General features: G+C 61.4%; 20 protein-coding genes and 1 pseudogene. All 21 read left to right on the forward strand.

Translation table 11 applies throughout. The features are described 5' to 3' along the window. Nucleotides 1-128: 128 nt before the first annotated feature. Nucleotides 129-371: pseudogene (locus tag FYJ45_RS14560) on the forward strand (conjugal transfer protein TraE); the annotation flags it as partial. A 418-nt stretch (nt 372-789) separates the two neighbouring features. Beyond that, the gene (locus tag FYJ45_RS31775; protein ID WP_321170242.1) at nt 790-2,277 is read left to right on the forward strand and encodes a C40 family peptidase; all 1,488 of its coding nucleotides are present in this window, start codon (nt 790-792) and stop codon (nt 2,275-2,277) included. Then, nucleotides 2,274-2,591 (forward strand): DUF4315 family protein, encoded by a 318-nt coding sequence (locus tag FYJ45_RS14570; protein ID WP_235388154.1) that lies wholly within the window; start codon nt 2,274-2,276, stop codon nt 2,589-2,591. The genes FYJ45_RS31775 and FYJ45_RS14570 overlap by 4 nt, the downstream gene beginning before the upstream one ends. Further along, nucleotides 2,581-3,837 (forward strand): CD1107 family mobile element protein, encoded by a 1,257-nt coding sequence (locus tag FYJ45_RS33175; RefSeq protein ID WP_195841821.1) that lies wholly within the window; start codon nt 2,581-2,583, stop codon nt 3,835-3,837. The genes FYJ45_RS14570 and FYJ45_RS33175 overlap by 11 nt, the downstream gene beginning before the upstream one ends. Before the next feature lie 86 nt (nt 3,838-3,923). Further along, complete coding sequence (locus FYJ45_RS14580; RefSeq protein WP_154465345.1) at nt 3,924-4,061, forward strand: hypothetical protein; 138 nt, start codon at nt 3,924-3,926, stop codon at nt 4,059-4,061. 18 nt (nt 4,062-4,079) lie between these two features. After that, on the forward strand, nt 4,080-4,556 hold the full coding sequence (locus FYJ45_RS30720; RefSeq protein ID WP_235388155.1) for a hypothetical protein: 477 nt from the start codon (nt 4,080-4,082) through the stop codon (nt 4,554-4,556). A gap of 11 nt (nt 4,557-4,567) precedes the next feature. Further along, on the forward strand, nt 4,568-5,383 hold the full coding sequence (locus tag FYJ45_RS14590; RefSeq protein ID WP_074661577.1) for a hypothetical protein: 816 nt from the start codon (nt 4,568-4,570) through the stop codon (nt 5,381-5,383). A 126-nt stretch (nt 5,384-5,509) separates the two neighbouring features. Continuing rightward, on the forward strand, nt 5,510-7,714 hold the full coding sequence (locus FYJ45_RS14595; protein WP_074661580.1) for a DNA topoisomerase 3: 2,205 nt from the start codon (nt 5,510-5,512) through the stop codon (nt 7,712-7,714). After that, the gene (locus FYJ45_RS30725; RefSeq protein ID WP_235919751.1) at nt 7,711-9,789 is read left to right on the forward strand and encodes a DNA cytosine methyltransferase; all 2,079 of its coding nucleotides are present in this window, start codon (nt 7,711-7,713) and stop codon (nt 9,787-9,789) included. The genes FYJ45_RS14595 and FYJ45_RS30725 overlap by 4 nt, the downstream gene beginning before the upstream one ends. Nucleotide 9,790: 1 nt before the next feature. Further along, the gene (locus FYJ45_RS14610) at nt 9,791-10,246 is read left to right on the forward strand and encodes an XF1762 family protein (RefSeq protein ID WP_074661582.1); all 456 of its coding nucleotides are present in this window, start codon (nt 9,791-9,793) and stop codon (nt 10,244-10,246) included. Between the two features lie 4 nt (nt 10,247-10,250). Then, a complete protein-coding gene (locus tag FYJ45_RS14615; protein WP_081352010.1) occupies nt 10,251-11,516 on the forward strand; it encodes a DUF3848 domain-containing protein in 1,266 nt (421 codons plus the stop codon). Continuing rightward, complete coding sequence (locus tag FYJ45_RS14620) at nt 11,513-11,818, forward strand: immunoglobulin (protein WP_074661585.1); 306 nt, start codon at nt 11,513-11,515, stop codon at nt 11,816-11,818. The genes FYJ45_RS14615 and FYJ45_RS14620 overlap by 4 nt, the downstream gene beginning before the upstream one ends. Then, on the forward strand, nt 11,811-12,425 hold the full coding sequence (locus FYJ45_RS14625; RefSeq protein ID WP_074661587.1) for a YodL domain-containing protein: 615 nt from the start codon (nt 11,811-11,813) through the stop codon (nt 12,423-12,425). The genes FYJ45_RS14620 and FYJ45_RS14625 overlap by 8 nt, the downstream gene beginning before the upstream one ends. Further along, a complete protein-coding gene (locus tag FYJ45_RS14630) occupies nt 12,422-12,631 on the forward strand; it encodes a transposon-transfer assisting family protein (protein WP_074661589.1) in 210 nt (69 codons plus the stop codon). The genes FYJ45_RS14625 and FYJ45_RS14630 overlap by 4 nt, the downstream gene beginning before the upstream one ends. 935 nt (nt 12,632-13,566) lie before the next feature. Then, complete coding sequence (locus FYJ45_RS14635) at nt 13,567-13,851, forward strand: TnpV protein (RefSeq protein ID WP_321170243.1); 285 nt, start codon at nt 13,567-13,569, stop codon at nt 13,849-13,851. A gap of 11 nt (nt 13,852-13,862) precedes the next feature. After that, entirely contained in the window at nt 13,863-21,194 is a 7,332-nt protein-coding gene (locus FYJ45_RS32705) for a DEAD/DEAH box helicase family protein (RefSeq protein ID WP_334292736.1), read from the forward strand. Further along, a complete protein-coding gene (locus FYJ45_RS14645; protein ID WP_074661594.1) occupies nt 21,191-21,520 on the forward strand; it encodes a plasmid mobilization protein in 330 nt (109 codons plus the stop codon). Before FYJ45_RS32705 ends, FYJ45_RS14645 begins: the two co-directional genes overlap by 4 nt. Before the next feature lie 133 nt (nt 21,521-21,653). Further along, a complete protein-coding gene (locus tag FYJ45_RS14650) occupies nt 21,654-21,947 on the forward strand; it encodes a hypothetical protein (protein ID WP_074661596.1) in 294 nt (97 codons plus the stop codon). Between the two features lie 22 nt (nt 21,948-21,969). Then, a complete protein-coding gene (locus FYJ45_RS14655; RefSeq protein ID WP_154465346.1) occupies nt 21,970-22,146 on the forward strand; it encodes a hypothetical protein in 177 nt (58 codons plus the stop codon). An 88-nt stretch (nt 22,147-22,234) separates the two neighbouring features. Further along, nucleotides 22,235-22,903, forward strand: coding sequence for a CHC2 zinc finger domain-containing protein (locus FYJ45_RS14660; protein ID WP_074661598.1), 669 nt, complete (start codon nt 22,235-22,237; stop codon nt 22,901-22,903). Nucleotides 22,904-22,927: 24 nt separating this feature from the next. Continuing rightward, on the forward strand, nt 22,928-24,343 hold the full coding sequence (locus FYJ45_RS14665) for a relaxase/mobilization nuclease domain-containing protein (protein WP_074661600.1): 1,416 nt from the start codon (nt 22,928-22,930) through the stop codon (nt 24,341-24,343). Nucleotides 24,344-24,487: the final 144 nt, after the last annotated feature.

Below are 24,487 nucleotides of genomic sequence, written 5' to 3' on the forward strand. Positions count from 1 at the left end.
ACAGGTTTGATTGTTTAGACAACGAAATCTACTAACCGATGGAACGCCGTGTGCGGTGAAAGTCGCATGCACGGTGTGAAGTGGGGGAAAAGCCTGAGATGATATCAGGGGCTTACCTATCACTATAGAACAGCGACTTCATCATCATGCTCAACCAGGCGGCGGGGGACCGCGCCATCCTGGCGAAGCAGCTCAACATTTCGCCCCACCAGCTCTCCTATGTGACCCACTCCGGCGAGGGTGAGGGGCTGCTGTTTTTCGGCAATGTCATCCTGCCCTTCGTGGACCGTTTCCCCACCGACCTGGAACTCTACAAGATCATGACGACCAAGCTGACGGAGGTCAGGAAGCGGGAGGTGGACAATGGCTGATAAGGCGCGCCGCCTCCATTTTACGGAGGATGAGCTTTCTGACCGGGACATCCGCAGGGCGGCGAAAAAGGCGGACAAGGCCGCCGATAAAGCGGACCGGGCGAATGAGAAGCTCCCGACCAAGAGGCGTGTGCGTATCATCCGTGACAGTGGCAGGGCGGAGGCCGTGGACGAGCGGCTCTCGGATAAGCTCCACCAGTCCCGGCAGTCCTCCAAGGCGGACCGGGAAAAGGAGAAAGCCCCATCCAAAAGGAAACCCCGCACCACCGCCAGAAGCGGCAAGGTGGAGGCCACCGCGGAGCGGCTCTCGGACAAGCTGCGCCGGTCGCCGCAGTCCACCATAGCCGCAAGGGGCAAGCTCCGTATCGAGGTGACAGAAGTCACCGCCCAGAAGCCGGGGGCGGGTGGCCGGGCGGCGGTGAACGCCCCCGCCGCTGCCCTCTACGCGGCAAGGAACACCGTCCGGGATGCCGTGGGCCGGTCGGACGATGACGGTGAGGGCAACTCCGGCGCGGACGCCCTGCAAAGCGGGGAGTCCACGGTGCGGAACGCCGGGAACGTCGTGAACAACCGCCATTACAGCCACAAGCTGAAACAGTACGACAAGGCGGCGAGGCTGGAGCGGAAGTCGGACAGCGCCAATGTGGAGGCCCTGTACCAGCGGGAGCGCCACAATTCCCCCAACCATTCCTCCAATCCCATCTCCAAGTGGCGGCAGAAGCAGGAACTGAAAAAGCGGTATATGGAGGCCAAGGCCAGCGGCAAAGCCGGGGCTTCCGGGGCGGCGAAGGGCGGAAAAAAGGCCACCGAGGGAACGAAGTCACTGGTGGATAAAGGGATTGAGTTTGTAAAGGAGCATCCCAAAGCCATCCTTATCGCTGGTGTCCTGGGGCTGCTCATCATGCTCATCGCCGGGATGTTCTCATCCTGCACCGCCATGTTCGCCGGGAGCGGGAACGCGGTGCTGGGGACCTCCTACACGGCAGAGGACGCTGACATCATCGGAGCAGATGCGGACTATTCCGCTCTGGAGACTGCCCTCAATCACCAGATAAGCAATATCGAAAGCACCCACCCCGGCTATGACGAGTACCGCTACGACCTGGCGGAGATCGGCCACAACCCCTATGAGCTGGCCTCCTACCTGACCGTCCTGTTCGAGGACTACACCAGGGCGGAGGTCCAAAGCACCCTGCAAAGCCTGTTCGCCCAGCAGTACACCCTCACCCTCACGCCGGAGGTGGAGGTGCGCTACCGCACAGAGACCCGGACGGACAGCGAGGGCAACGACTACGACGTGGAAGTGCCGTACAACTATCATATCCTCAATGTGAAGCTGACCAACAAGGGGCTGGGGGCGGTGATCCGGGCCTCCGGGCTGACGACGGAGCAGGCTGACCGCTATGATGTGCTGATGACCACCAGCGGCAACCGTTCGGAGCTGTTCGGGGAGGATGTGTACGGCGTGTCCGGGGGTGAGTACACGGACTATGACATCCCCGGCGAGGCGCTGACCGATGAGAGATTCCGCAGGATGATAACCGAGGCGGAGAAGTATCTGGGCTACCCCTATGTGTGGGGTGGTTCCAACCCGTCCACTTCCTTTGACTGTTCCGGCTTCGTGTCGTGGGTCATCAACCACAGCGGCAACGGCTGGAGCGTGGGGAGGCTGGGGGCCAAGGGACTGAAAGGGATATGCGACATCATCCCGCCCGACCAGGCGAAACCGGGAGACCTGATCTTCTTCCACCACACCTACGACGCCCCGGACCCCAGCGACGCCACCCATGTGGGCATCTATGTGGGCGATGGGATGATGATCCACTGCGGAAATCCCATCTCCTACGCCAGCACCGAGAGTAACTATTGGCAGAACCACTTCCTATGCTTCGGGCGCATCAGGTGAAAGGAGCAAAAATGAGCGAGAAACTGGACAGGATCGGGGCCGACCGGGACCGCGCAAAGGAGAAGCGCGACCAGTGGGACGCCCGCTACAAGGAACTTTGCCAGAAGTATATCCAGCAGGAGAACACGGAGATCCATGAGATGGTGCGGGCGCAGAACCTGACCCCGGACCAGCTTGCGGAGGTCCTGAAAGCCCTGCAAGGCGGGCTGTTCCCCGCCCCGGCTGCCATGCCGGGTGCGGGCGCGCCGGGGATGCAGGCTGGCCGTGACAACAACACTTCTGAGATCAAGGAGGATGAACAGGATGAAATTTAAGAGCATGATCGCCGGCCTTCTGGCTGGCGTTCTGATGATGGGGAACCTCTCCGCCGTCTGCTTTGCGACGGAGGGCGCCCCGGCCCCCACCAGCGGGGCCACAGAGACGGAGGCCGTGGAGACTGCCCCCGCTGAAACGGATGAGACTGCCGGGGTCGCTTCGGAGGACGGCAGCCCCGCCCTGCCTGACGGCGTTACCCTTGGCACAAAGGTCGTCCTGCCGGAGGGCGTGAGCATCGGTGAGGATGGGAAGATCACCTTTTCCGCCCAGGGCATGGAGCAGATCATGGCCGCCCTGATGGGCGGCGAGGCCGGTGGGGACACCGATACCGCCCCCGATACCGAGCCGGAGACTGAGCCGGAGGCCGTCACCGTTGGCACAGTTAATGTCCGCAGCGACACCTACCTGAACCTCCGCTCCGGCTCCGGCCTGGAGCATTCCGTGATCGGGCATCTGCTCCGGGGGACCGAGGTGGAAGTCGTTGGCGAGGACGGCGACTGGTATCAGGTCGTGATCCCGGAGGCCACCGGGTATGTCTACAAGGACTATCTGGATGTGACGGAACAGGAGGCCCCCGCCGCCCCGTCTGAGGAGGACGGGCAGGATGCGCCTGACCCCGGCAGCGGCTTTGACGAGGACACCCTGATGATGCTCCTGCTGATGATGAGCATGGGCAATACCGACACGGCAGAGCCTCCCTCCACCGCCCTCACCCCGGACGGCAACCTGAAGCTGGTGGACGATTATGACGAGGCCCATGCGGACGGCTCCGGCAAGCAGTTCATCACGCTGGTGACAAAGGCCGGGAATACCTTCTACCTCATCATCGACCGGGATGACGAGGGGGAGCAGACCGTCCACTTCCTGAACCTGGTGGACGAGGCGGACCTGCTGGCCCTGATGGACGAGGAGGAAGCGGCAAAGTACACCAAGCCTGAGCCGGAGGTCCAGCCGCCCGCCGAGACCCAGGAGCCGGAGGATGGGGAGGACAAGCCGGACGAGGAAAAGCCCGCGCCCAAAGCGAACCCCCTGCCCGCCCTGCTTCTTGTGCTGGCACTGCTGGGCGGAGGCGGCTTCTTCGCCTACACGAAGTTCTTCAAGGGCGGCGGGAAGAAGGAACAGGCAAAGCCCGACCCGGACGCGGATTATCTGGATGATGACGAGGACTACGGCCTCCCGGAGGACATTGGGCTTGACGATGAGGACGAGGATGGCTTTGACGGGTCGGACGATGAGCCGGTCTAAGCGGAGCCATCTGTATCTGATGGAACAGTCTGCGGCTGGCGGCTGAGACCAGCCGCAAACCCTTTTGTAGAACAGGAGGTGCGGCTATGCGTATTGACCCCCGAAGGTTTCTTGAACTTCTGGTCCTCCTGATGATCTGCCTGTGGCTGATGGTCATTTATCTGGCCGGCTTCCCAAATGCCTATGGCGGATATGCCGCATCCATGTTACAATGGGTGCAGTAATGTCCGGGAGGTGATGGCGTGGGCGCAAGGGAATGGAAAGACCTGAAAGCAAAACAGAAACAGAAATTATCCGAGGTCATGTTCGGCGTGGTCTGCGCCCATTACAAGGAGCATGGGCAGATGCCCGCCGGTGCGGAACTGGAGAAGCTGGCAAAGGCGGCCTTTACCAAGATACAAGGCCGTGGGCTGGGGCTGTCCTATGAGACCGTCCATGATGTTTTCCTGAAAAAACAGGCCAGATTTACGGAGCGGATCGAGAAGAACGGCCTCCCGGAGCCGCCGAAGCCCAGGGTGAAGAAAACCGAGGCGGAGAAGCTGGCGATCAAGCGGGCCGCCCGGAAACGGAAAAAGGCGAGGCTGGCGGCGCAGGAGCAGCAGAGCTTGCCGGAGCAGGACGGCCGCTTCTTTTATATCGCCGGGTACACCTCCGGGGGCGCCCCCTATGGCGTCACCTGGGAGGAGATGGGACTGGAACCCTGGGAAGAACTGGAGTAGGAGGTGCGGATATGGGCCGCTACACGGAGCAGGAACTGAGGGACATCTTTTATGACGCCCTGGACTTCTTCAACGAAGCCCTTGACTCCGGCATCACAAGGGACAACACCGTCCTTGCGTTCTTCACCCCGGAAAACGGGCTGGATGTCTATGAGCAGTTCTGCCGGGAGCATTTTCCGAAGAACCTGGACGAGGACTACAAGGCGGAGGGCTATTTCCAGACCTTTGCGGCACAGGCTTTTTGGGGCAAGGGGCAGTACGGCGTGATGATACGCGCAGACATCGACTTCCCCCTGCCGGAGCTGCACCGTGTTTTCCTCCATGAAATATCCCACCTGTTCTGCTGTGAGAACGAGATCGAGGGCGGCGGCTTTTTTGACCGCTACTGCATGGGCAGCGGGGCGGAGGATGGCATGATGAACGCCGGGTACGCGGTCTGGCGGGAGGCTGTGGCTGACATCATGGCCGATTCCATCCTGAGCGAGTACACGTCCCTGACGCTGGCGGATGTCCGGGAGGAGGTCGGGCGGCTCTACCGTATGCTGTCCCCGGCAGACCCGGACTCGAAGAAATGTATGTCGCTGATCCTCGTGTATGTCATGGCTACAAGGGAGGTCGGCGGCGTGACGGAGTGGGCCGATGCGGAGGCGGGGCTGAAACAGCGTCTTGGGCTGGAAGACCCGGCATTGTATGCCGTCCTCAAGATGGCCTTTGACAATCTGCACCGCTCCCCGTTCTGGTCCATCACCCCGGACTTTATCATGGAACTGGGCGAAGCCTACCTCTCCCTCCTGTCGCACAAATTCCTCCGGGAGAACCTTTCCTGAAACAGGCGGCGGGCAAAACTTTATAAAAACCGTAAAGCGGACAAGGATCACACATCTTTGCCCGCTTTTTTTGATGCCCAAAATCGGGCGAAAACAGTTGATTTTTTCAGAAAGGAGCAACTGCCTATGAGCAAGTTAGTGATCTGCGAGAAGCCCTCAGTGGCGCAGAGCATCGGCAAGGTGCTGGGCGCCTCGAAGCGGTGTGACGGCTATCTGGAGGGCGGCGGGTATATCGTGAGCTGGTGCGTGGGCCATCTGGTGGAGCTGGCCCAGCCGGAGGCTTACGGTGAGACCTACGCCAAGTGGCGGCTGGAGGACCTGCCCATCCTGCCGGAGAAGTGGCGGTACCAGGTGTCCCCGTCCACCAAGAAGCAGTTCCAGATTTTGAAGGGGCTGATGGGCCGGGAGGATGTCGCCTCCATCGTGGAGGCCACCGACGCCGGACGGGAGGGCGAGCTGATCTTTCGGCTGGTCTACCACCAGTGCAAGTGCAAAAAGCCCTTTGAGCGGCTCTGGATCTCCTCTATGGAGGACGCTGCCATCCGGGAGGGCTTCGCCCGCCTGAGACCGGGAACGGAATACGACGCCTTGTATGAGGCTGCCCTGTGCCGGGAGCGCGCCGACTGGATCGTCGGCATCAACGCCACCCGGCTTTTCTCATGCAAGTACGGCCCCACCCTCAATGTGGGCCGGGTGATGACGCCCACGCTGGCGATGGTCTGCGGACGGGAGGCGGCGATCAGCGGCTTTCAGTCCGAGCCGTTCTACACGGTCCAGCTTGTGCCGGAGGGCTTTGCGGCGAACGGAGAGCGTATGAAGGAAAAGACCGAGGCGGAGAAGGTGGCGGAGGAGTGCCGCAGGGCTGGTACAGCCACCGTGGTAAAGTCGGAGCGTAAGGACCGGACGGAGAAGCCCCCGGCGCTTTATGACCTGACCTCCCTTCAGCGGGACGCCAACCGCCAGTTGGGATATACGGCGCAGCAGACCCTGGACTACACCCAGAGCCTCTATGAGAAGAAACTCGTCACCTACCCCCGGACGGACAGCCGCTACCTCACGGAGGACATGGCGGGGATGCTGCCGGGGCTGGTGGAAATGGTGCAGAAAAAGCGGGACATCTCCCCGGACGCCCCCGTCCCCGTGAACGCCGCTCAGGTCATCAACGGGAAAAAGGTCAGCGACCACCACGCCATCATCCCCACGAAAACGCTGGAGTCCGCCGACCTCGCCGCCCTGCCCTCCGGGGAGCTGGCGGTGCTGGACCTGATCGCCCTGCGCCTCGTCTGCGCCGTGGGCGACCCCTGCCGCTACTCGGAGACCACCGTCACACTGGAGTGCGCCGGACACCAGTTCAAGTCCAAGGGCAAGACGGTCGCGGACCCCGGCTGGCGGGCGTATGTCTCCGCCGCTGACGGGGAGAAGGACGGGGACGATGCGCCGCCCATCCCCGCCCTTTCGGAGAATGCGGAGCTGCCCCTCGCCAGGGTGGAGTTGAAAGAGGGCAAGACAACGCCCCCCAAACGGTTCACGGAGGACACCCTCCTCCAGAGCATGGAGACAGCCGGGGCCGAGGAGATGCCCGAAGATGTGGAGCGCAAGGGCATCGGAACCCCTGCTACCCGCGCCGCCATCATCGAGAAGCTGGTGCAGAAGGGCTTTGTGGAGCGCAAGGGGGACAAGAAGGCCAAGGCGCTGGTCCCTACGGACAAGGGCCGCGCCCTGGCCGCCGTAGTGCCGGAACAGATACAGTCCCCCTCCATGACGGCGGAGTGGGAGGAGAAGCTGCTGGGCATTGAGAAGGGCGGCTATGCGCCTGACGATTTCATGCGGGAGATCGCCGGGATGGTGACGGACCTCGTGAAGAACTATGAGACAGTGAAAGGAGTGGAGATCAAGATGCCGGGTAACAGCAAGGTGATCGGGAGCTGCCCCCACTGCGGGGCGGACGTGGCGGAGCGTGACAAGGGCTGGTTTTGCACTCATAGGGTTCCCACAAAATCGTCAGATTTTGTGGGAGAAGGAGGAGCAACGGAACGGAGCGGATGCTCGCCGCAAGGCGGGCGCAGCGGAGTGGAGTTTGTGACGACGCAGTGCCGCTTCGTCCTCTGGAAGGACAACGCCTACTTCAAGAAGATCGGCAAGCACCTGACCGCTGGCATGGCCGAGAAGCTGGTGAAGGAGGGGCGCATCAAGCTGAAGGACTGCAAGAGCCAGCGGACGGGCAAGACCTACAACGCCGATGTCCTGCTCACCACCGAGGAGGACGGCCGGGCGAAGTTCCAGATGGAGTTCGACAACAGCGGGAAGAAAAGCGGAGGAAAGAAGAATTGAATAGAGGGCAGCTTACACTCGGTTCCCTGTTCGACGGCATAGGAGGTTTCCCCTATGCCGCCTCTTTTTATGGGATTCGCGCCCTCTGGGCCAGCGAGATCGTCCCTGAGTGCGTCTCCGTGACGAAGAAGCACTTCCCGGAGATGGAACACATGGGGGACATCACGAAACTCGACGGCGGCAAGCTGCCGCCCGTGGACATCATCACCTTCGGCTCCCCCTGCCAGGACCTGAGCGTGGCATCGGGCAAGCGGCTCGGACTTGCGGGGGAGCGGAGCGGCCTCTTTCTGGAGGCCATCAGGATCATCAGAGAGATGCAGGAGGCTACCAATGGAGAATACCCGAGATTCGCGCTGTGGGAAAACGTCCCCGGCGCTCTGTCGTCCTCTGGACGGCGTGACTTTAAGGCTGTGCTTGAAGCGTTCGCAGAAACCGAAGTTCCAATGCCTCGTTCTGGACAGTGGGCGAACGCCGGGATGGTACGAGGCCGAGGCGTTGACCTCGCTTGGTGCGTGTACGACGCCCAATATTTCGGAACAGCACAGCGGCGCAGGCGTATCTTTCTTGTCGCAGATTTTAGAGGCGAACGCAGCGGAGAAATACTCTTTGTCCCCAAAAGCCTGTCAGGGTATTTTGCGGCGGGCGGAACGCCGCGGCAAGGACCTGCCGCCTATGCTCAAAGCGGCGCTGGAACAGCAGGCGCGGGGATAGACGGCTACAATGCCCAGATGACCGGCCATGTGGCGGCCACGCTGGGGACGAACTGCGGGATGTCCACCGGGCGCAACGGCGTGATCGAGATGCCGGATGGCATGGGAGCGGCGGTCCCCGCCATCTCCATGCGTATCCGCTGCGGCTGTGAGGGCGGCGGCAAGGGGCCTCTGCTCCAGATAGAAAAGAGCGGCACTCTGGCGACCGGGAACGACCAATACCTCTTTGCGCCGAAAAATGCGGTGGAGATACTGAACGACCAGGGCGGAGATTCCCTCAGTGTGGAGAAGGGCGGCGTATCGCCCACCCTCCGCAGCCAGACCCACGGCAATCTGCCCATCACCGCATACGCCATCCAAGGCTCCATGATCGGCAGGGCGGACGGGAACGGGCCGCAGGGGGATGGTATCAACGAGAATGTGTCCTTCACCCTCAACACCATCGACCGCCACGCCGTCTGCATGGCGACCGGGCAGGATGAGCAGCCGCCCACTGTGGCCGCTGGCTTCGACCTCCAGCAGATCACCAGCAAGACGAACCGCTCCACCCTGAAGCCCGTCCAGCCCACCCTCTGCGGGGCGGGCAGCCCCCATGTTGTCACGGCTCCGCTGTGCATGGCGACCGGGCAGTCTAACGCCGAGATTATGGAGGAGAAGTCGCCCACGCTGGTGGCGGGGCATGAACAGCCCATTGTGACCCACCCCCAGATCGCCGGGACGCTCTGTGCCTCCGGCGCGGGGCTTTCCCGCCCTGCCGGACAGGGGAACGAGCTGGACTTCTGCGTGGTGAGCGCGGGCTTCAAGCACAAGGCCGGCAGCCAGTCCGGGAGCATCGGCTTCCAGGAGGAGACCGCCCCCACCCTTCTGGCGGGCCAGCAGAGCGCCGTGATGAAAGCCTATGTCATCGGCGCCTACCACTCTGGCGGGATGCTCTCGGACAATCCCCAAAGTGGCTTCTATGAGGCAGATACCTCCCGGACGCTGGACCTGAACGGCGGGAACCCCTGCTGCAATCAGGGCGGCATGGCCGTGGTGGAGGGCGCTGACGGGCCGGAGGCCGCCGCCGTGGACTGCCGCAACCTCCGGGAGACGGATGAGGTCAGCGGCACACTGCTGGCAAAGGCGGCATCAGGCGGCTACTCGCTGAACTACCAGAACCCCGTCCGCACCGGGCTTTGCGTGAGGAGGCTCACCCCCACCGAGGCGGAGCGTTTGCAGGGCTACCCGGACGGCTGGACGGAGGCCGGCGCGGACGGCAGGGCCATCAGCGACACGAAGCGTTACCAGATGCTCGGCAACAGCGTGGCCGTACCCTGTGTGGCGTATATCATGCAGGGCATCCGTGACGCCGTGGGCGGTGAGTGATATGCTGTCGCTGGTCCCCGTCTCCCTGCGGGAGGCGAACGAGTTCGCGCGCCGGCACCACCGCCACCACAAGCCCACGGTGGGACACAAGTTCTCCATCGGCGTCCAGGAGGACGGGCGGCTCGCCGGCGTTGCCATCTGCGGCCGCCCGGTGAGCCGTTTCCTGGACGATGGCTACACGCTGGAGGTCAACCGCCTCTGCACCGATGGGGCGAGGAACGCTTGCAGTATGCTCTATGGCGCAGCGGTCCGGGCGGCGCGGGCGATGGGCTACAAGAGGATCATCACCTATATCCTGGACAGCGAGTGCGGCGCGTCCCTGAAAGCCTCCGGCTTCGTGTGTGAGGGGCCTGCCGGGGGCTTGGAGTGGACGGGCAGGCGTAGGCCCAGGGACAGCGGGCAGTATCCCCGCCAGATGAAAACAAGATGGGTCAAAATTTTGAGACAGGAGGACTGATAGAATGGCTGATACGGAACTGAGCAGCAAACTGTATGAGAAAGCGTCGGCGGAGCAGGACAAGTTCAGGGCATGGCTGGTGGACCAGCCGCCCGCCGATATCTTGAACCACGCTGTCGAGTATGCGGTGCGGGAGGACATCCTGATGGAGATCGGGGCGCTGGAACTGCCTGACGATCAGGCGAGGGCGCTGCTGGCCTCCCCGGACACGATGGCGGACATCTACAAGACCTTCTCCAAGATGGTCGATACCGGGCATATGGATGTAGTCCGGGAGAGCATCGAGGACCGGGCGGCCACTTTAAGTATGGAACAGGCTGTGCAGGAGGCTGTCCAGATGGAAATGGAGTCGCAGGGAAAACAGGAAGGCGTGTACCTTGTTGACCGTTCCTCCCTGCTCCACCTGAAAGAGGTCCAGGGCGGGGACTTTGAGTACACTGTGTTCGACAAGCAGACCAAAGAAAAGACCGCCGAGGGCAAGATCAGCCTGGACGATGTGCTGGACGGTATCGACCCCACCCACGACCATCTTGCGGCGGCGCGGGCAGCCGCTATCGGAGAGGCGGGGCTGCAAAGCGGGCCGCTGGGTGGCAGCGATGTGGCGCAGGTGGGCCTGACCTCCCTGAAAGATTTCCGCGATTCGGACATCCGCCGCCGCTCCGTCTGGGAGCCGGAGACACTGCCGAAGGATGACATCCGCTTCATCAACAGCGGCTATGAGGAGCAGTTCCGCATCCCGGACGGCGGTACGATCCAGGTGGAGTACCCGGACAGGACCTTCTCCGCCAAGTGCGAGTATATCGACGACTACCACACCTATGTCGGGAGCGAGGTCTACCATATCTGCCAGTTCGCCGAGGTGCTGGAGCGTGGCGGGGGCGTCTGCCGCCCGGAGCCAGAGCTGGATGCGGAGCAGGCGGCGTGGAAGATCGGCTGGAACGCCTATCTCGCCGTGGAGTGTGGGGCGGGCCATTGGGACTACCATCTGTACGATGAGAAATTCAACGAGACCAAGAGCGGCGAACTGGAGGTCGTGGGCTGCTCCATCAACGAGGTGCGGGATATGGTCCTTTTTGATAACAAACTGGAGCGCCGCTCCATGACGCCCACCGATTACGGGATGCTCATGGACAAGGCGGCTATGCAGGAACAGGAGGCGCAGGACGAGAAGCGGGAGTCCGTCCTGGGCCAGCTTTCCGCCCTGAAGTCCAGCGCAAAGGAACACCCCGCCCCCGCCCCGGCGAAGAAGCGGGACGAGGCCAGCTTATGAGCCGCCAGAAGCTGACCCTTGCGGAGCAGGAGACCATCATCCTGTGGGACAATGAGCTGGACACGGCGGAGGTCTACACCCATGACGCAAGGCTCATCAATAAGCTCCGGGAGCTTTCCCAGCGATTCCCGGAGGACTATGTTCTGGAGCGTTCCGGGCCGGGGCGGTCCGTGACCTATCAGGTCCCCAAGCGGTGCGTGGGCATCCGCCCACCGTACAGCGAGGAACGCAGACAGCGGCAGAGGCAGGACGCAAAGGAGAACGGCCTGCCTTTTTTGAGGAAGGAGGAACAGAATGTCTGACATCAGGAAATGGGACGAGGTGAACGGCGTGGACGAGGCCCCCGGCCACCTGGCGGCGTTTCTGGAGAGCGCCACCGACTCCTACGCCATCTTACAGCTGCGGCGGACAGACGACACCCTCTATGAGCGGTTCGAGTCCTATGCCAGCCTCCAGCGACAGGGCAAGGAGCCGGACATCGACCACTACGAGGTGGTCTACCACGGGGAGCTGCCCAAGGTGCCCGATACGCCGGAGGCGGTGATGGCGCAGCTGGAGGCGTTCTATGTGCAGTTCAACACCGCCCGCCCGGAGGATTTCCGGGGACACAGCCTGTCGGTCAGCGACATCGTGGCCTTGAAGGTGGGCGGCGTGGTATCCTGCCACTATGTGGATTCCATCGGCTTTAAGGAGCTGGAAAACTTCGCCCTGCGGGAGAACTACCTGAAGAACGCTGAGATGGCGATGGAGGACGACTACAACTCCATTGATGGGATCATCAACAACGGGAGAAAGGATGAGCCTGAAACGGAGCGGCACTCTGTCCTGGACGCGCTGAAAGCCCTTTCCGGCGCGGAGCAGACAAAGCGCAGGCCGCCCCAGAAGCAGGCCGGACGGGACGAGAGATGAAGGACTTTACACGGGATGAGCGTATTATGATGATGCTCTACAACCCCGGCACGCGGGCGGGGCTGGTGGCGGAGCTGGAGGCCATGCGCCTCCAGCTTACGCCCTCGGAGCGGCGGCTGGGCCGTCTCTCCAAAAGTGTCCTGGAAAAGCTAGAGGGCATGACGGACACGGAATTTGACAGCCTGGACCTGTACCCGGACATCTGACCCAAGCACACAAATCTGAAAGAAACGGAGGCAACCTATGGCATTGAATGAACCCTTACAGGCGGACGGGGCGGCGGTCGTACCGTTCCCCTCGAAAGCCGCCTACTACACCCAGATGGCGGAAGAAGCCGCCAGACAAGTGACCGGGAGCCGGGAGCAGTGGACAGCCTTCCTTACCACTGCGGCCCGGCTCTACAAATACCCCTACAATGAGCAGCTCATGATCTACAAGCAGCGCCCGGACGCCACGGCCTGCGCCGAGTATGACCTCTGGAACAAGACCATGCGCCGCTATGTGCGCCGCGGCTCCAAGGGCATCGCCCTGGTGGACAACACGGGCAGCCGCCCGAAGCTGCGCTATGTGTTCGATGTGTCGGACACCGGGGAGAGGGAGAACTCCCGCCCGGTCAACCTCTGGTCCATGCGTGAGGAATATGTCCCCGCTGTGCAGGATGTGCTGGAACGGGCCTACGGCGTGGGGGCCGGCGCGGGGCTGGAGGAGCAGATCGGGGGCATCGCCTCCCGCCTCGCCGCTGAATATTGGGAGGAGAACAAGGACAGCATCCTCGGCATCGTTGACGATTCCTTCCTCTACGGGTATGATGAGTTCAACGTAGGGGTGTCCTTTCGGAGGGCGGCGGAGACCAGCATCAAGTATATGCTCTGCTCCCGCTGTGTGGAGGACCCGGAGAGCTGTTTTGAGCCGGAAGATTTCATGGACGTGTTCGACTTCAATACCCAGGCGGCGTCCAATGTGCTGGGTGCGGCGGTCAGCGAGGCATCCTCCCAGGTTTTCCGTGAAGTGGAACGGGCCATCCGAACCTACGAGAGGACGAAACAGATCGAACAAGCGGAGGAAAGGAGCCGGAAAAATGACAGAACTGACTTACACGAAGGCCGGGGATTACCTGATCCCGGACATCCAGTTGGAGGAAATGGAGGACCGTCTGCTGGGCAAGTACGGCAGGATGCGGAGGGCGTACCTGGAGGAGAACAACAAGCTCCTCTACAACCACCTGACGCTGACCGGGAAGCTGTTCCCGCACCTGTGGGAGGTGCAGGAGACGGCCACCGCCCGGATGAAGCAGTTGATGGAGGAACTGCTGGCGGCGGACCCGGCGCCGGACAAAAAGACCCGGCAGATGGACTGGGTGCGGCACATGAACGCACTGAAAGCGCAGGCGGAGGAGATCGTGATGGCGGAACTTATCAACAACTGACGCTGGAGGGGCTGTTCCCCTCCGAGATGGAACAGATCTCAATGATAGACCGACAGGCGGAGAGCGAAAAGCCCTCCGCCTTTGCTATGCCCAAAAAAGAGGAACAGGCCCCGGCAGAGGCTCCCGCCCCCGCTTTTTCTATTCCTGACGCGGAGATCGAGCGCATCCTCCGCCACGGTTCCCCCTATGACGGCGGCAAACTGCGTATCGCTGCCCTTTATTCGCAGGAGAACACGCCAGATGAGCGTGTGGAGTATCTGAAAGGCGAGTATGGGACCAACAGTGGGCAGAGCTGGCAATTTTCCGATGGCAGCCGGGGCGGTGTGCAGACCCGCCCTCAGGGACTGGTGATCCGTGACGCCAGCCACAACGCAGAGGTGCGCCTGCGCTGGTCCGAGGTCGAGAAGCGGCTCGGCGCGCTCATCCAGAACGGCCAGTATCTGAGCGGCCCGGACAAACAGCGGTATGCCGCCCTTGAGAAGAATTACGCCGAGTTCGGCGCCGTCCCTCTCCCTGCTCCCGGACACGGTTTTCCCCCTACCCCGGCAGACATCTATGAGCGGTATTACCCTGTCATCCGGGACGCCCTCCTGCGGGACACGGCGTATCGGAACGCTTGTGACAACAACGACAAAGAGACCGCCTATGTGGAGGGCGGCAAGGCCATCGAACAGGCGGCGCTCACCATCCAGGACACGGGCTTCATGCGGCTGTATTTCGATGTGCCGGAGTACCGCAGTCGTCTCCACCAGTCCCTGCTGGACGAGACCTATGAGGCCATGACCGCCGCCCCGGAACTGCCGGACCCGCCCGACCGCACAAGCGAGATGCTGACACAGGCGGCGCGGATGGCGGACGGCAGCAACTATGCCGCCCCGGAGCGGTTCTTCCTGATCGAGACCGAGGGCGGCTATGCCGTCTGGGATGACATCCGGGATGAGATATATGTTGACCCGGAGGGCGTCTCCGAGGAGTTCACCAGCGAGTGGCAGGCCGAGGACTATCTGCTCCAGGTCAAGGAGGATGTCGCAAGGCGGGAGGCCGCCGACTGGCTCAAAACGGAGGAGGCAAAGCTGCCGCCCCTGAAATATGGCATCGGGGACCCGTTCACCATCTATTCCGAGGACGGTACAAAGGAGATCGTCCTGACGAGCATCACGGATGGGGATGTGTTCTATGTCTACCCTGACGAGCCGGGGCGGGACCAGGTGTTCATGGACCGGGAGATGTTCGAGCATAGCCTGCGGACTGGACACATCCGGGACGCCCAGCCGAAAGAAGCAGTGCAGACTGCCGCCAGCTACCGCAGCGGCGATGAGGCTATCGTCATCCAGCAGTACCCCAACGGGCAGTTCTACAACCACTACGGCTACGATGAACAGCGCCGTTTTGCTATAGCTACGGCTGGCGGTTTCGCTACCTTTGAGGAGGCGGAGACGGCGCTCCGCTCACACCGCCCCAAGGCCGAGAGGGTCATGGAGGAGCCTATTCCCGGCACAGAAGCGGGGCAAACGCCGGAGGGCATGGCCCATGAAGGAGCCGGGAAGGATATTACCCCTGCCGCACCTGGGACCGATGCAAAAAGCACTGCCGCACCGCAGGAGCCGACCTATCAGGTGGGCGATACCGTCTATCTGGAGGACACGGCTTATATCGTGGAGGAGATCGGCCTGTTCGATGTCCAGCTCCGTGACCCGACGCTGGCCTATCCCGTCCTCCGCGCTGAGAGCAAGGAGAGGCTGGAGCGGATGCTCTGGGCGGATGTCAGGAACAACGCATTCCTGCCCGGTGCGAAGATCGAGGTCACGACCCCCAATTACCGGGTGAAGATCACGGCGGAGGAGGCCCCCGTCCTGGAGGAGCAGATGGGCGAGGCCGGCATCTCCACGGCGCGGTTCGTCCATGAGAACGGCGATGTCACATTCAGCTTTGCGGAGGCCGACCGGGATGCGGTCGAGCATATCCTTTCCGCACAGAGGGAAGAAGATTCTTTTGCGGATGTTGAAAAATGGGCGGCGGACTACCAGCGTCAGACGCAAACGGCCATTGCCGCATTGGAGCCTGGACAGCGGCGTATCGTGGATGCCATGCAGACGGCAGGATTTTTCTATGACCCGCTTTCCAATACCGCCCTGGACCCCCTTATCTTCCGCGCTGGAGACCTGACAGGCGGGTATCCTACCTCCTTCAAGACATGGGACGAGGCGTATGCGTTCATTGACGGGGCCGAACTGAAAGATACCCCCGGACTGCGGGAACAGGTCCAATCAGTTCTCCACCCAGACCCAACTTGGGCGCAAAACGCGCACAAGTTAGATGTAAGGCCAGCTTCAGACCAGGTTGGCCCGAAGCCGGAAGTCACCGCCACCGCCGAGACCATCTATCCCGGCGATAAGAACGGCCTGCCCTTTGATGTGGTCGTTGAACGGCTGCATTTCGGGGAGCCGGAACACGGACAGCCGGAGCAGACCCAACAGCCCGCCGCCCGCAATTTCCGCATTACGGACGACCATCTGGGCGAGGGCGGACCCAAAGCGAAGTTCCGGGCCAACATGGACGCCATCAACCTCCTGCATGAGCTGGAGTTCGACGGCAGGGACGCCACGCCAGAGGAGCAGGAGGTCCTATCCCGCTATGTGGGCTGGGGCGGTCTGGCGGATGCCTTTGACGAGAAAAAAGATAGCTGGGCAGGCGAGTTCAGGGAACTGTATGCCGCCCTCTCCCCGGAGGAATACGCTGCCGCCAGAGCGTCCACCCTCAACGCCCACTACACCAGCCCCACCGTCATCAAGTCCATCTATGACGCTGTGGAGCGGATGGGCTTCCAGACGGGCAACATCTTGGAACCTTCGATGGGCGTGGGCAATTTCTTCGGACTGCTCCCGGAGTCCATGCAGGGCAGCCGCCTCTACGGTGTGGAACTGGACTCCATCACCGGGCGCATCGCCCAGAAGCTGTACCCGGAGGCGGACATCAAGGTGGCCGGTTTCCAGACCACCGACAGGCGGGACTTCTTCGACCTCTGTGTCGGGAATGTCCCCTTTGGTGACTATAAAGTGAACGACAAGCCCTACAACAGGCTGGGCTTCTCCATCCACAACTATTTCTTTGCCAAGGCCATCGACCAGGTGCGTCCGGGCGGCGTGGTGGCCCTTGTCACCAGCCGCTACACGATGGACGCCAAAAGCCCTGATGCCCGGAAGTATATCGCACAGCGGGCGGAGTTGCTGGGGGCGGTGCGCCTGCCCAACAACGCATTCAAGGCCAATGCCGGGACGGAGGTAGTCTCGGACATCCTGTTCCTGCAAAAGCGGGACCGCCCCATCGACATCGAGCCGGACTGGGTACACCTGGGGCAGACCCCGGAGGGCCTTACCCTCAACAGCTATTTTGTATACCATCCTGAGATGGTGCTGGGCGAGCTGACCACCGAAAGCACACAGTACGGGCGGGAGGAATGTACCGTTGCCCCCACCCCCGGCGCCGACCTTGCGGAACAGCTCCGGGAGGCTGTCTCCCATATCCACGGCAGCTATCAGGCGGTGGAGCGGGACGAGGCGGACATCGCGGACGAGGCCGCCGAACGGGGCGCTATCCCTGCCGACCCGGATGTGAAGAACTTCTCCTATGCCCTGGTGGACGGGGAGGTCTATTTCCGGGAGAACAGCGTCATGAAGCCTGTGGAGCTGAGCGACACGGCAAAGGGGCGCGTGGCCGGGATGATCGGCCTGCGGCAGCTCGTGAACGACCTGATCCAGTACCAGCTTGAGGACTACCCGGACGGGGACATCCAGGCGAAGCAGGCGGAGCTGAACGCCGCCTATGACGCCTTTTACGCAAAGTTCGGGACCATCAATTCCAGCGCCAACGCGAGGGTCTTTGACGAGGACTCCTCCTACTATCTGCTCTGCTCCCTGGAGAACATCGACGAGGACGGGCGGCTGGAGAGCAAGGCGGATATGTTCACAAAAAGGACCATCCGCCCGGAACGCCATATCACCAGCGTGGACACGCCCAGCGAGGCGCTGGCGGTCTCCATCGGGGAACGGGGCAGGGTCGATCTGCGGTTCATGTCCGAGCTGCTGGGGACGCCCGGTGAGTACGGGCGCATCGCCGAGGAGCTGCAAGGCGTGATCTTCCGTGACCCCCGTGAGGCTGTGGCGGACGACCCCCTCCGGGGCTGGCATACCGCGGACGATTACCTCTCCGGCAATGTCCGGGACAAGCTGATGGTGGCGAGGATGGCGGCGGCCACCGATCCAGCCTACGCAGTCAATGTGGCGGCGCTGGAACAGGCGCAGCCCAAAGACCTGGATGCTTCTGAGATCGATGTGCGTCTGGGCGCCACCTGGATCGACAAGGACTATATCCAGCAGTTCATGGAGGAGACCTTTGATACCCCGTGGCGGCTTCGGAACGCGGTACAGGTGAAATATTCACCCTCCACCGCGGAGTGGCAGGTCACGGGCAAGAACGCCACAGGGCGGCACGATGTCATGGCGTATATGACCTACGGCACAGACCGGGCCAGCGCCTACCGCATTTTGGAGGACACCCTGAACCTCCGGGATGTCCGCATCTACGACACCATTGAGGACGCGGACGGGAAACAGAAGCGGGTGCTGAACAAGAAGGAGACCACCCTCGCCCAGCAGAAGCAGCAGGCCATCAAGGACGCTTTCCGGGATTGGGTGTGGCGTGACCCCAGGCGGCGGGAAGATTTAGTCAGGACCTACAACGAGCTGTTTAATAGCACCCGCCCCCGTGAGTATGACGGCAGCCACATCGTCCTGGGCGGCATGAACCCGGACATCACCCTGCGGGAACACCAGCGGGGGGCCATCGCCCATGTGCTTTACGGCGGGAACACCCTGCTGGCGCACGAAGTGGGCGCGGGCAAGACCTTTGAGATGGCGGCCTCCGCTATGGAGGCGAAGCGGCTGGGGCTGTGCCAGAAGTCCCTCTTTGTTGTGCCGAACCACCTGACCCTCCAGTGGGCCAGCGAGTTCCTGCGGCTCTATCCCAGCGCGAAGATACTGGTGGCTACTAAAAAGGATTTTGAGACGGCCAACCGCAAGAAATTCTGTGCGAGGATAGCGACCGGGGACTATGACGGCGTTATCATCGGCCACAGCCAGTTCGAGAAGATACCCATATCCGCCGAGCGGCAGGAGCGCATCTTGCAGGAGCAGATAGACGAGATCACCGACGCCATTTCCGAGATGAAGGCCATGCGGGGCGAGAGCTTCACCATCAAGCAGTTGGAAAAGACCCGCCGCTCTCTGGAGGCGAGGATGGAGAAGCTGCAAGCCGCCGAACGCAAGGACGATGTGATAACCTTTGAGCAGCTTGGCGTGGATCGGCTCTTTGTGGACGAGGCACACGCTTTTAAGAATTTGTTCCTTTACACGAAAATGCGGAATGTGGCGGGGCTTTCCACCTCCGAGGCGCAGAAGTCCTCGGATATGTTCATGAAGTGCCAGTATATGGACGAGCTGACCGGCGGGAAGGGTACGGTCTTTGCCACGGGAACGCCCGTGTCGAACAGTATGACAGAGCTTTATACCATGATGCGCTATCTGCAGCATGGTACGCTCCGGCAGAAGGGGCTGACCCATTTCGACCAGTGGGCCTCCACCTTTGGCGAGACCACTACGGCCATTGAGCTGGCCCCGGAGGGGACCGGCTACCGCGCCCGGACAAGGTTTGCCAAGTTCTTCAACCTCCCGGAGCTGATGAATATGTTCAAAGAGGTGGCCGACATCAAGACCGCCGACCAGCTCCGCCTCCCTGTGCCGGAGGCAAAGTTTGAGACCGTAGTGGTGCAGCCCTCGGAGATACAGAAGGAGATGGTGGCGGACCTGTCCGAACGGGCCGCCGCTGTCCACAGTGGGAATATAGACCCCTCGGTTGACAATATGCTCAAGATCACCTCGGACGGACGTAAGATCGGCCTCGACCAGCGGCTGATGAACCCGCTCCTGCCCGATGACCCCAGCAGCAAGCTGAACGCCTGCGTCCAGAATGTCCTCCGCATCTGGGAGGAGGGGCAGGCGGACAAGCTGACCCAGTTATTGTTCTGCGACCTCTCCACGCCCAAGGGGGACGGCACGTTCAATGTCTATGAGGACATCCGGGACAAACTGGTAGCGGCTGGCGTCCCCCGTGAGGAGATCGCCTTTATCCATGACGCCGACACCGAGGCGAAGAAGAAGGAGCTGTTCGGCAAGGTGCGGACCGGGGAGGTGCGCGTCCTGCTCGGCTCCACCCAGAAGATGGGCGCCGGGACCAATGTGCAGGACCGTCTTGTGGCGGTCCACCACCTGGATGTGGGCTGGCGTCCCGCTGACATGACCCAGCGCAACGGGCGCATTATCCGGCAGGGCAACCGCAACAAACAGGTGCAGATTTTCCAGTATGTGACCGAGGGGACCTTTGACGCCTACCTCTATCAGACGCTGGAAAACAAACAGAAATTCATCTCGCAGATCATGACGAGCAAATCGCCCGTCCGAAGCTGTGACGATGTGGACGAGCAGGCGCTCTCCTATGCGGAGATCAAGGCCCTGTGCGCCGGCAATCCGCTGATCCGGGAAAAGATGGACCTTGACGTGGATGTGGCGAAGCTGAAAGTCCTCCGGGCCGACTACCAGAGCAAGCACTTCCGGCTGGAGGACCAGCTCCTGAAATACTTCCCCGCCGAGATCGAGGCCCAGCAGAGCCGCAACCGGGGCTTTGAGGCGGATATGAAAACGGTGGAGGCCCACCCGCTCCCGGAGGAGGGCTTTGTGGGGATGGAGGTCGGCGGCAAACACTACACGGAAAAGGCGGACGCCGGGGACGCCATCCTTGCCCTGTGCAAGGAGATCAAAAGCACCGAGGGCATCCCCATCGGCAGCTACCGGGGCTTTCAGATGGAGCTTTCCTACAACACCTTTGAGAAGCAGTTCCAGATCACGATGAAGGGTGAAATGAGCCACCACGTCAGCCTGGGTACGGACGCAAGGGGCAACCTGACCCGGCTGGACAACGCCCTCGCCGGTATCCCCGGACGGCTGGAGCGGGGACAGGAGCAGTTGGAGAACCTGCGGAACCAGCAGGCCGCCGCACAGGTGGAATTGACAAAGCCCTTCCCCCAGGAGGCGGAGCTTGCCGAAAAGAGTGCGAGACTTGCGGAGCTGGACGCCGCCCTCAGTATGGACGAGAGCATCTCCCAGGATGAGGCGGAGGTCAGTGAGGAGGTCGGTGAGGGCGAACGGCCCTCTGTTCTGGAGGACCTGAAAAAACGGGCGGCGGAGATACCCCCGGACAAAAAGCCCGGAAAGGAGCTGGAGCGCGAATGAAGAAAGAGGAAGAACTGAAGGTGCGTATCTCCCCCGAAGATAAGGAGCGCATCCGCTCCAAGATGGAGGAGGCCGGCATCCTGAACATGAGCGCCTATGTCCGCAAGATGGCTCTGGACGGTATCTGCGTGAGGCTGGACCTGGTAGATGTGCGCCAGCTCATTGTCCTGCTCCAGCGGTGCAGCACCAACCTGAACCAGTACGCAAAACGGGCGAACGAGACTGGGAGCGTCTATGCGGCGGACATCGAGGACCTGCGCTCCCGGCTGGACGAGATATGGGAGCTTTCCAGACAGTCCCTTGCCCGCCTTGCCAATATCCGATAGCGGCTGGGGGCTTAAAAAGTTTTGCAAAAGGGCGCGGAGCGGTTCCGCGTCCTTTACATAGACGGCATCCTTGCCGGACAGCGGGCCAGCGCGGTAAACTGTACTCAGGAAACAGGAAAGGACGGGACAAAATATGAGGCTTCTGAAACTCCCTTTGAAACTGCTGGCGCTCCCCTTGATGCTGGTACTCTATACATTCCATGTTGTAGGCAGGCTGGCATCCAACCTCTCCGCCTATGTTGTCGGGCTGTTCATGCTGGTGATCCTGGCCTGCGGCATCTATCAGGTGTGCGTCCGGGACTGGCTGAATGTGGCGATCCTGTTCGGCGTGGAGGCGGTCTGTGTGGCACTCCAGTTTTCCGCCATGCTCCTGGTGGAACTGGCCGGCGAGTGGGCCGGCAGCCTTGGGGCTTTCCTCCACTCATAAATCTTTGAAAGGATGTGCGAAGATGGATTTTCCGAAGAACGAGGCTCAAACCTTGCTTGACTGGATGAGGGAGCAGATGTACGGCGATACCGTGACCGAGTGGACCTATGGGAACGAGCATGACCGCATGAGCGGAGCGGCGGATTTTCTGGGCGGTCTGCTTTCACGGGAGGGCGGCGATACAGAGATTTACGAATAAGACAATTCCATAACCAACGCGCAGGAAGGAACGGCTTGCCGCTCCTTCTTTTTTGCCCCTTTACATACCGAGGAAAGGGGGCATGACAATGAATTTATTTGAAGCGGTCAAGGACGCCATACCAACAAGGACAGCGGCGGAGCATTACGGGATCGAGGTCAAGCGCAACGGCATGGCCTGCTGTCCGTTCCACGATGACCGAACGCCCAGCATGAAGGTGGATAAGCGGTTCCACTGCTTCGGCTGTCAGGAGGACGGGGATGTGATCGACTTTGTGGGCAAGCTGTTCGACCTCTCCCCCAAGAGGGCCGCCGAGAAGCTGGCGGCGGATTTCGGGGTGCGGTATGAGGGCCTGCAAACATGGCAGCCCCAGAGGAGGCCGTCCGTCATTTCCAAGCTGGCGGCGGCGCAGGAGTACCGCAAAAAGGAGAACCGCTGTTACCGTGTGCTGTGCGAGTACCTCCATCTGCTCCGTGACTGGAAGGAGCAATACGCGCCGCAGCCGGAGGACGAGGACTGGCATCCCCTGTTCTGTGAAGCCTTGCAGAAAATGGACTATGTGGAGTATCTGCTGGACGAGCTGATTTCCGGCACTCTGGAGGAGCGCACCGCCATCGTGAAGGAAAAGGAGAAGGAACTGTCCGGCCTTGAAAAGAAGATCGCCGCTTTCGACCGCAGGGAGACAGCCGACCCGCAGAGGGACAGCTTCCCCGGAAAGATGAGGAGTACACGGTTCCCGGAGGAACTGGCAATGTAAGTTTTTGAACGAGGGAGGTGGGCTATGGCGGCGACACGGCTGATCGCGCTCCACATCAATAAGGGCAAGACTATCGCCCAGACGCTGGCGGACAGGACGGACTATTCCAAAAATGAGGAAAAGACCGAGGGCGGAAAATATATCTCCAGTTATGAGTGCGACGCCCGCACAGCGGATGAGCAGTTCCTTCTGTCAAAGCGGCAGTACGAACACATGACGGGCCGCCGCCAGGAGCATGATGTCATCGCCTATCAGATACGGCAGTCCTTCAAACCGGGCGAGGTCACGCCGGAGGAGGCCAACCGTATCGGCTATGAGCTGGGGATGCGCTTCACCAAGGGGAAACACGCTTTTATCGTTGCCACCCACACCGACCGGGCGCACATCCACAACCACATCATCTTCAATTCCACCGCCCTGGACTGCACCCGGAAGTTCAGGGATTTCTTTTTGTCCGGGCTGGCCCTACAACGGGTCAGTGACCGTCTGTGTTTGGAGCATGGGCTTTCTGTCATAGAGCCGCGCCCCTACCGGGAACGGAAAAAGCGCACCGAGTACCCCAAGCGGCCTTCCAACCGTGATGACCTGCGGGCCATCATTGATGCGGCATTACAGAGAAAACCAAAGGACTTTGAAGAACTGATCTCTTTCCTGAAGGAGGCCGGGTGCGAGTATAAACCGGGCAAGCGGCCATCTATCCGATGCAGGGGGCAGGACCGTTTTGCCCGGTTCAGTTCGTTGGGTGATGGCTATACGGTGGACGATCTGAAAGACGCTATTGCCGGAAAACGCAGAGAGCGGTCTGCGGGGAAAAGCCAGCAGGTCCACGACAAGAAGTTCTCCCTTCTCATTGACATTCAAGCGAAGCTGAACGAGGGAAAGGGCGCCGGATACCAGCGGTGGGCGACCCTCTTTAACCTGAAACAGATGGCACAGGTCATGTGCTTTTTGCAGGAGAACGAGATCGACAGCTTTGACGAACTGGCGGCGAGGGCGGATGCGGCAGTCACCCAATTCAATGGTCTGGGGGACTCCATCAAGGCGGCGGAACAGCGGATGCAGGAGATCGCCGCATTGAAAAAACACATCATAAACTACTCCAAGACCAGGGAGGTCTATGTGGCCTACCGCAAGGCAGGGTACAGTAAAAAATTCCTTGAAGGGCATCGGGAGGCCATCACGCTCCACAAGGCGGCGAAGGAGGCTTTTGAACAGCTTGGCTTGAAAAAGCTCCCCCGTGTCAAGGAATTGAACGCCGAGTATGCCCAGCTTCTGGAACAGAAACGGGCGGCGTACCCGGCGTACCGAAAGGCAAGGACGGAGATGCAGGAGTACCTTGTGGCGCAGAAAGTGGTGGCTGTCCTTCTGGAAAAGGAGAAGGAACAGGCGGCTATGGAGGAGCGGCGCAAGGAGGAACAGCGCACCGATCCGCACAGATGATCTTGGCGGGGCTGGCTTACAGGAATGTAGGCCAGCCCCGCTTTTTTCTTTTTCCCGGAAACACCGAGGCGGTCGTTTCCGGCTCCACGCGGGGCGCAAGCCCCGCCTGTCCCTGCAAAGCAGGGACAACAGCGTTCGGGAACC

Origin of the sequence: Eisenbergiella porci, from assembly GCF_009696275.1 — a bacterium.
GTDB classification, from domain to species: Bacteria; Bacillota; Clostridia; order Lachnospirales; family Lachnospiraceae; genus Eisenbergiella; species Eisenbergiella porci.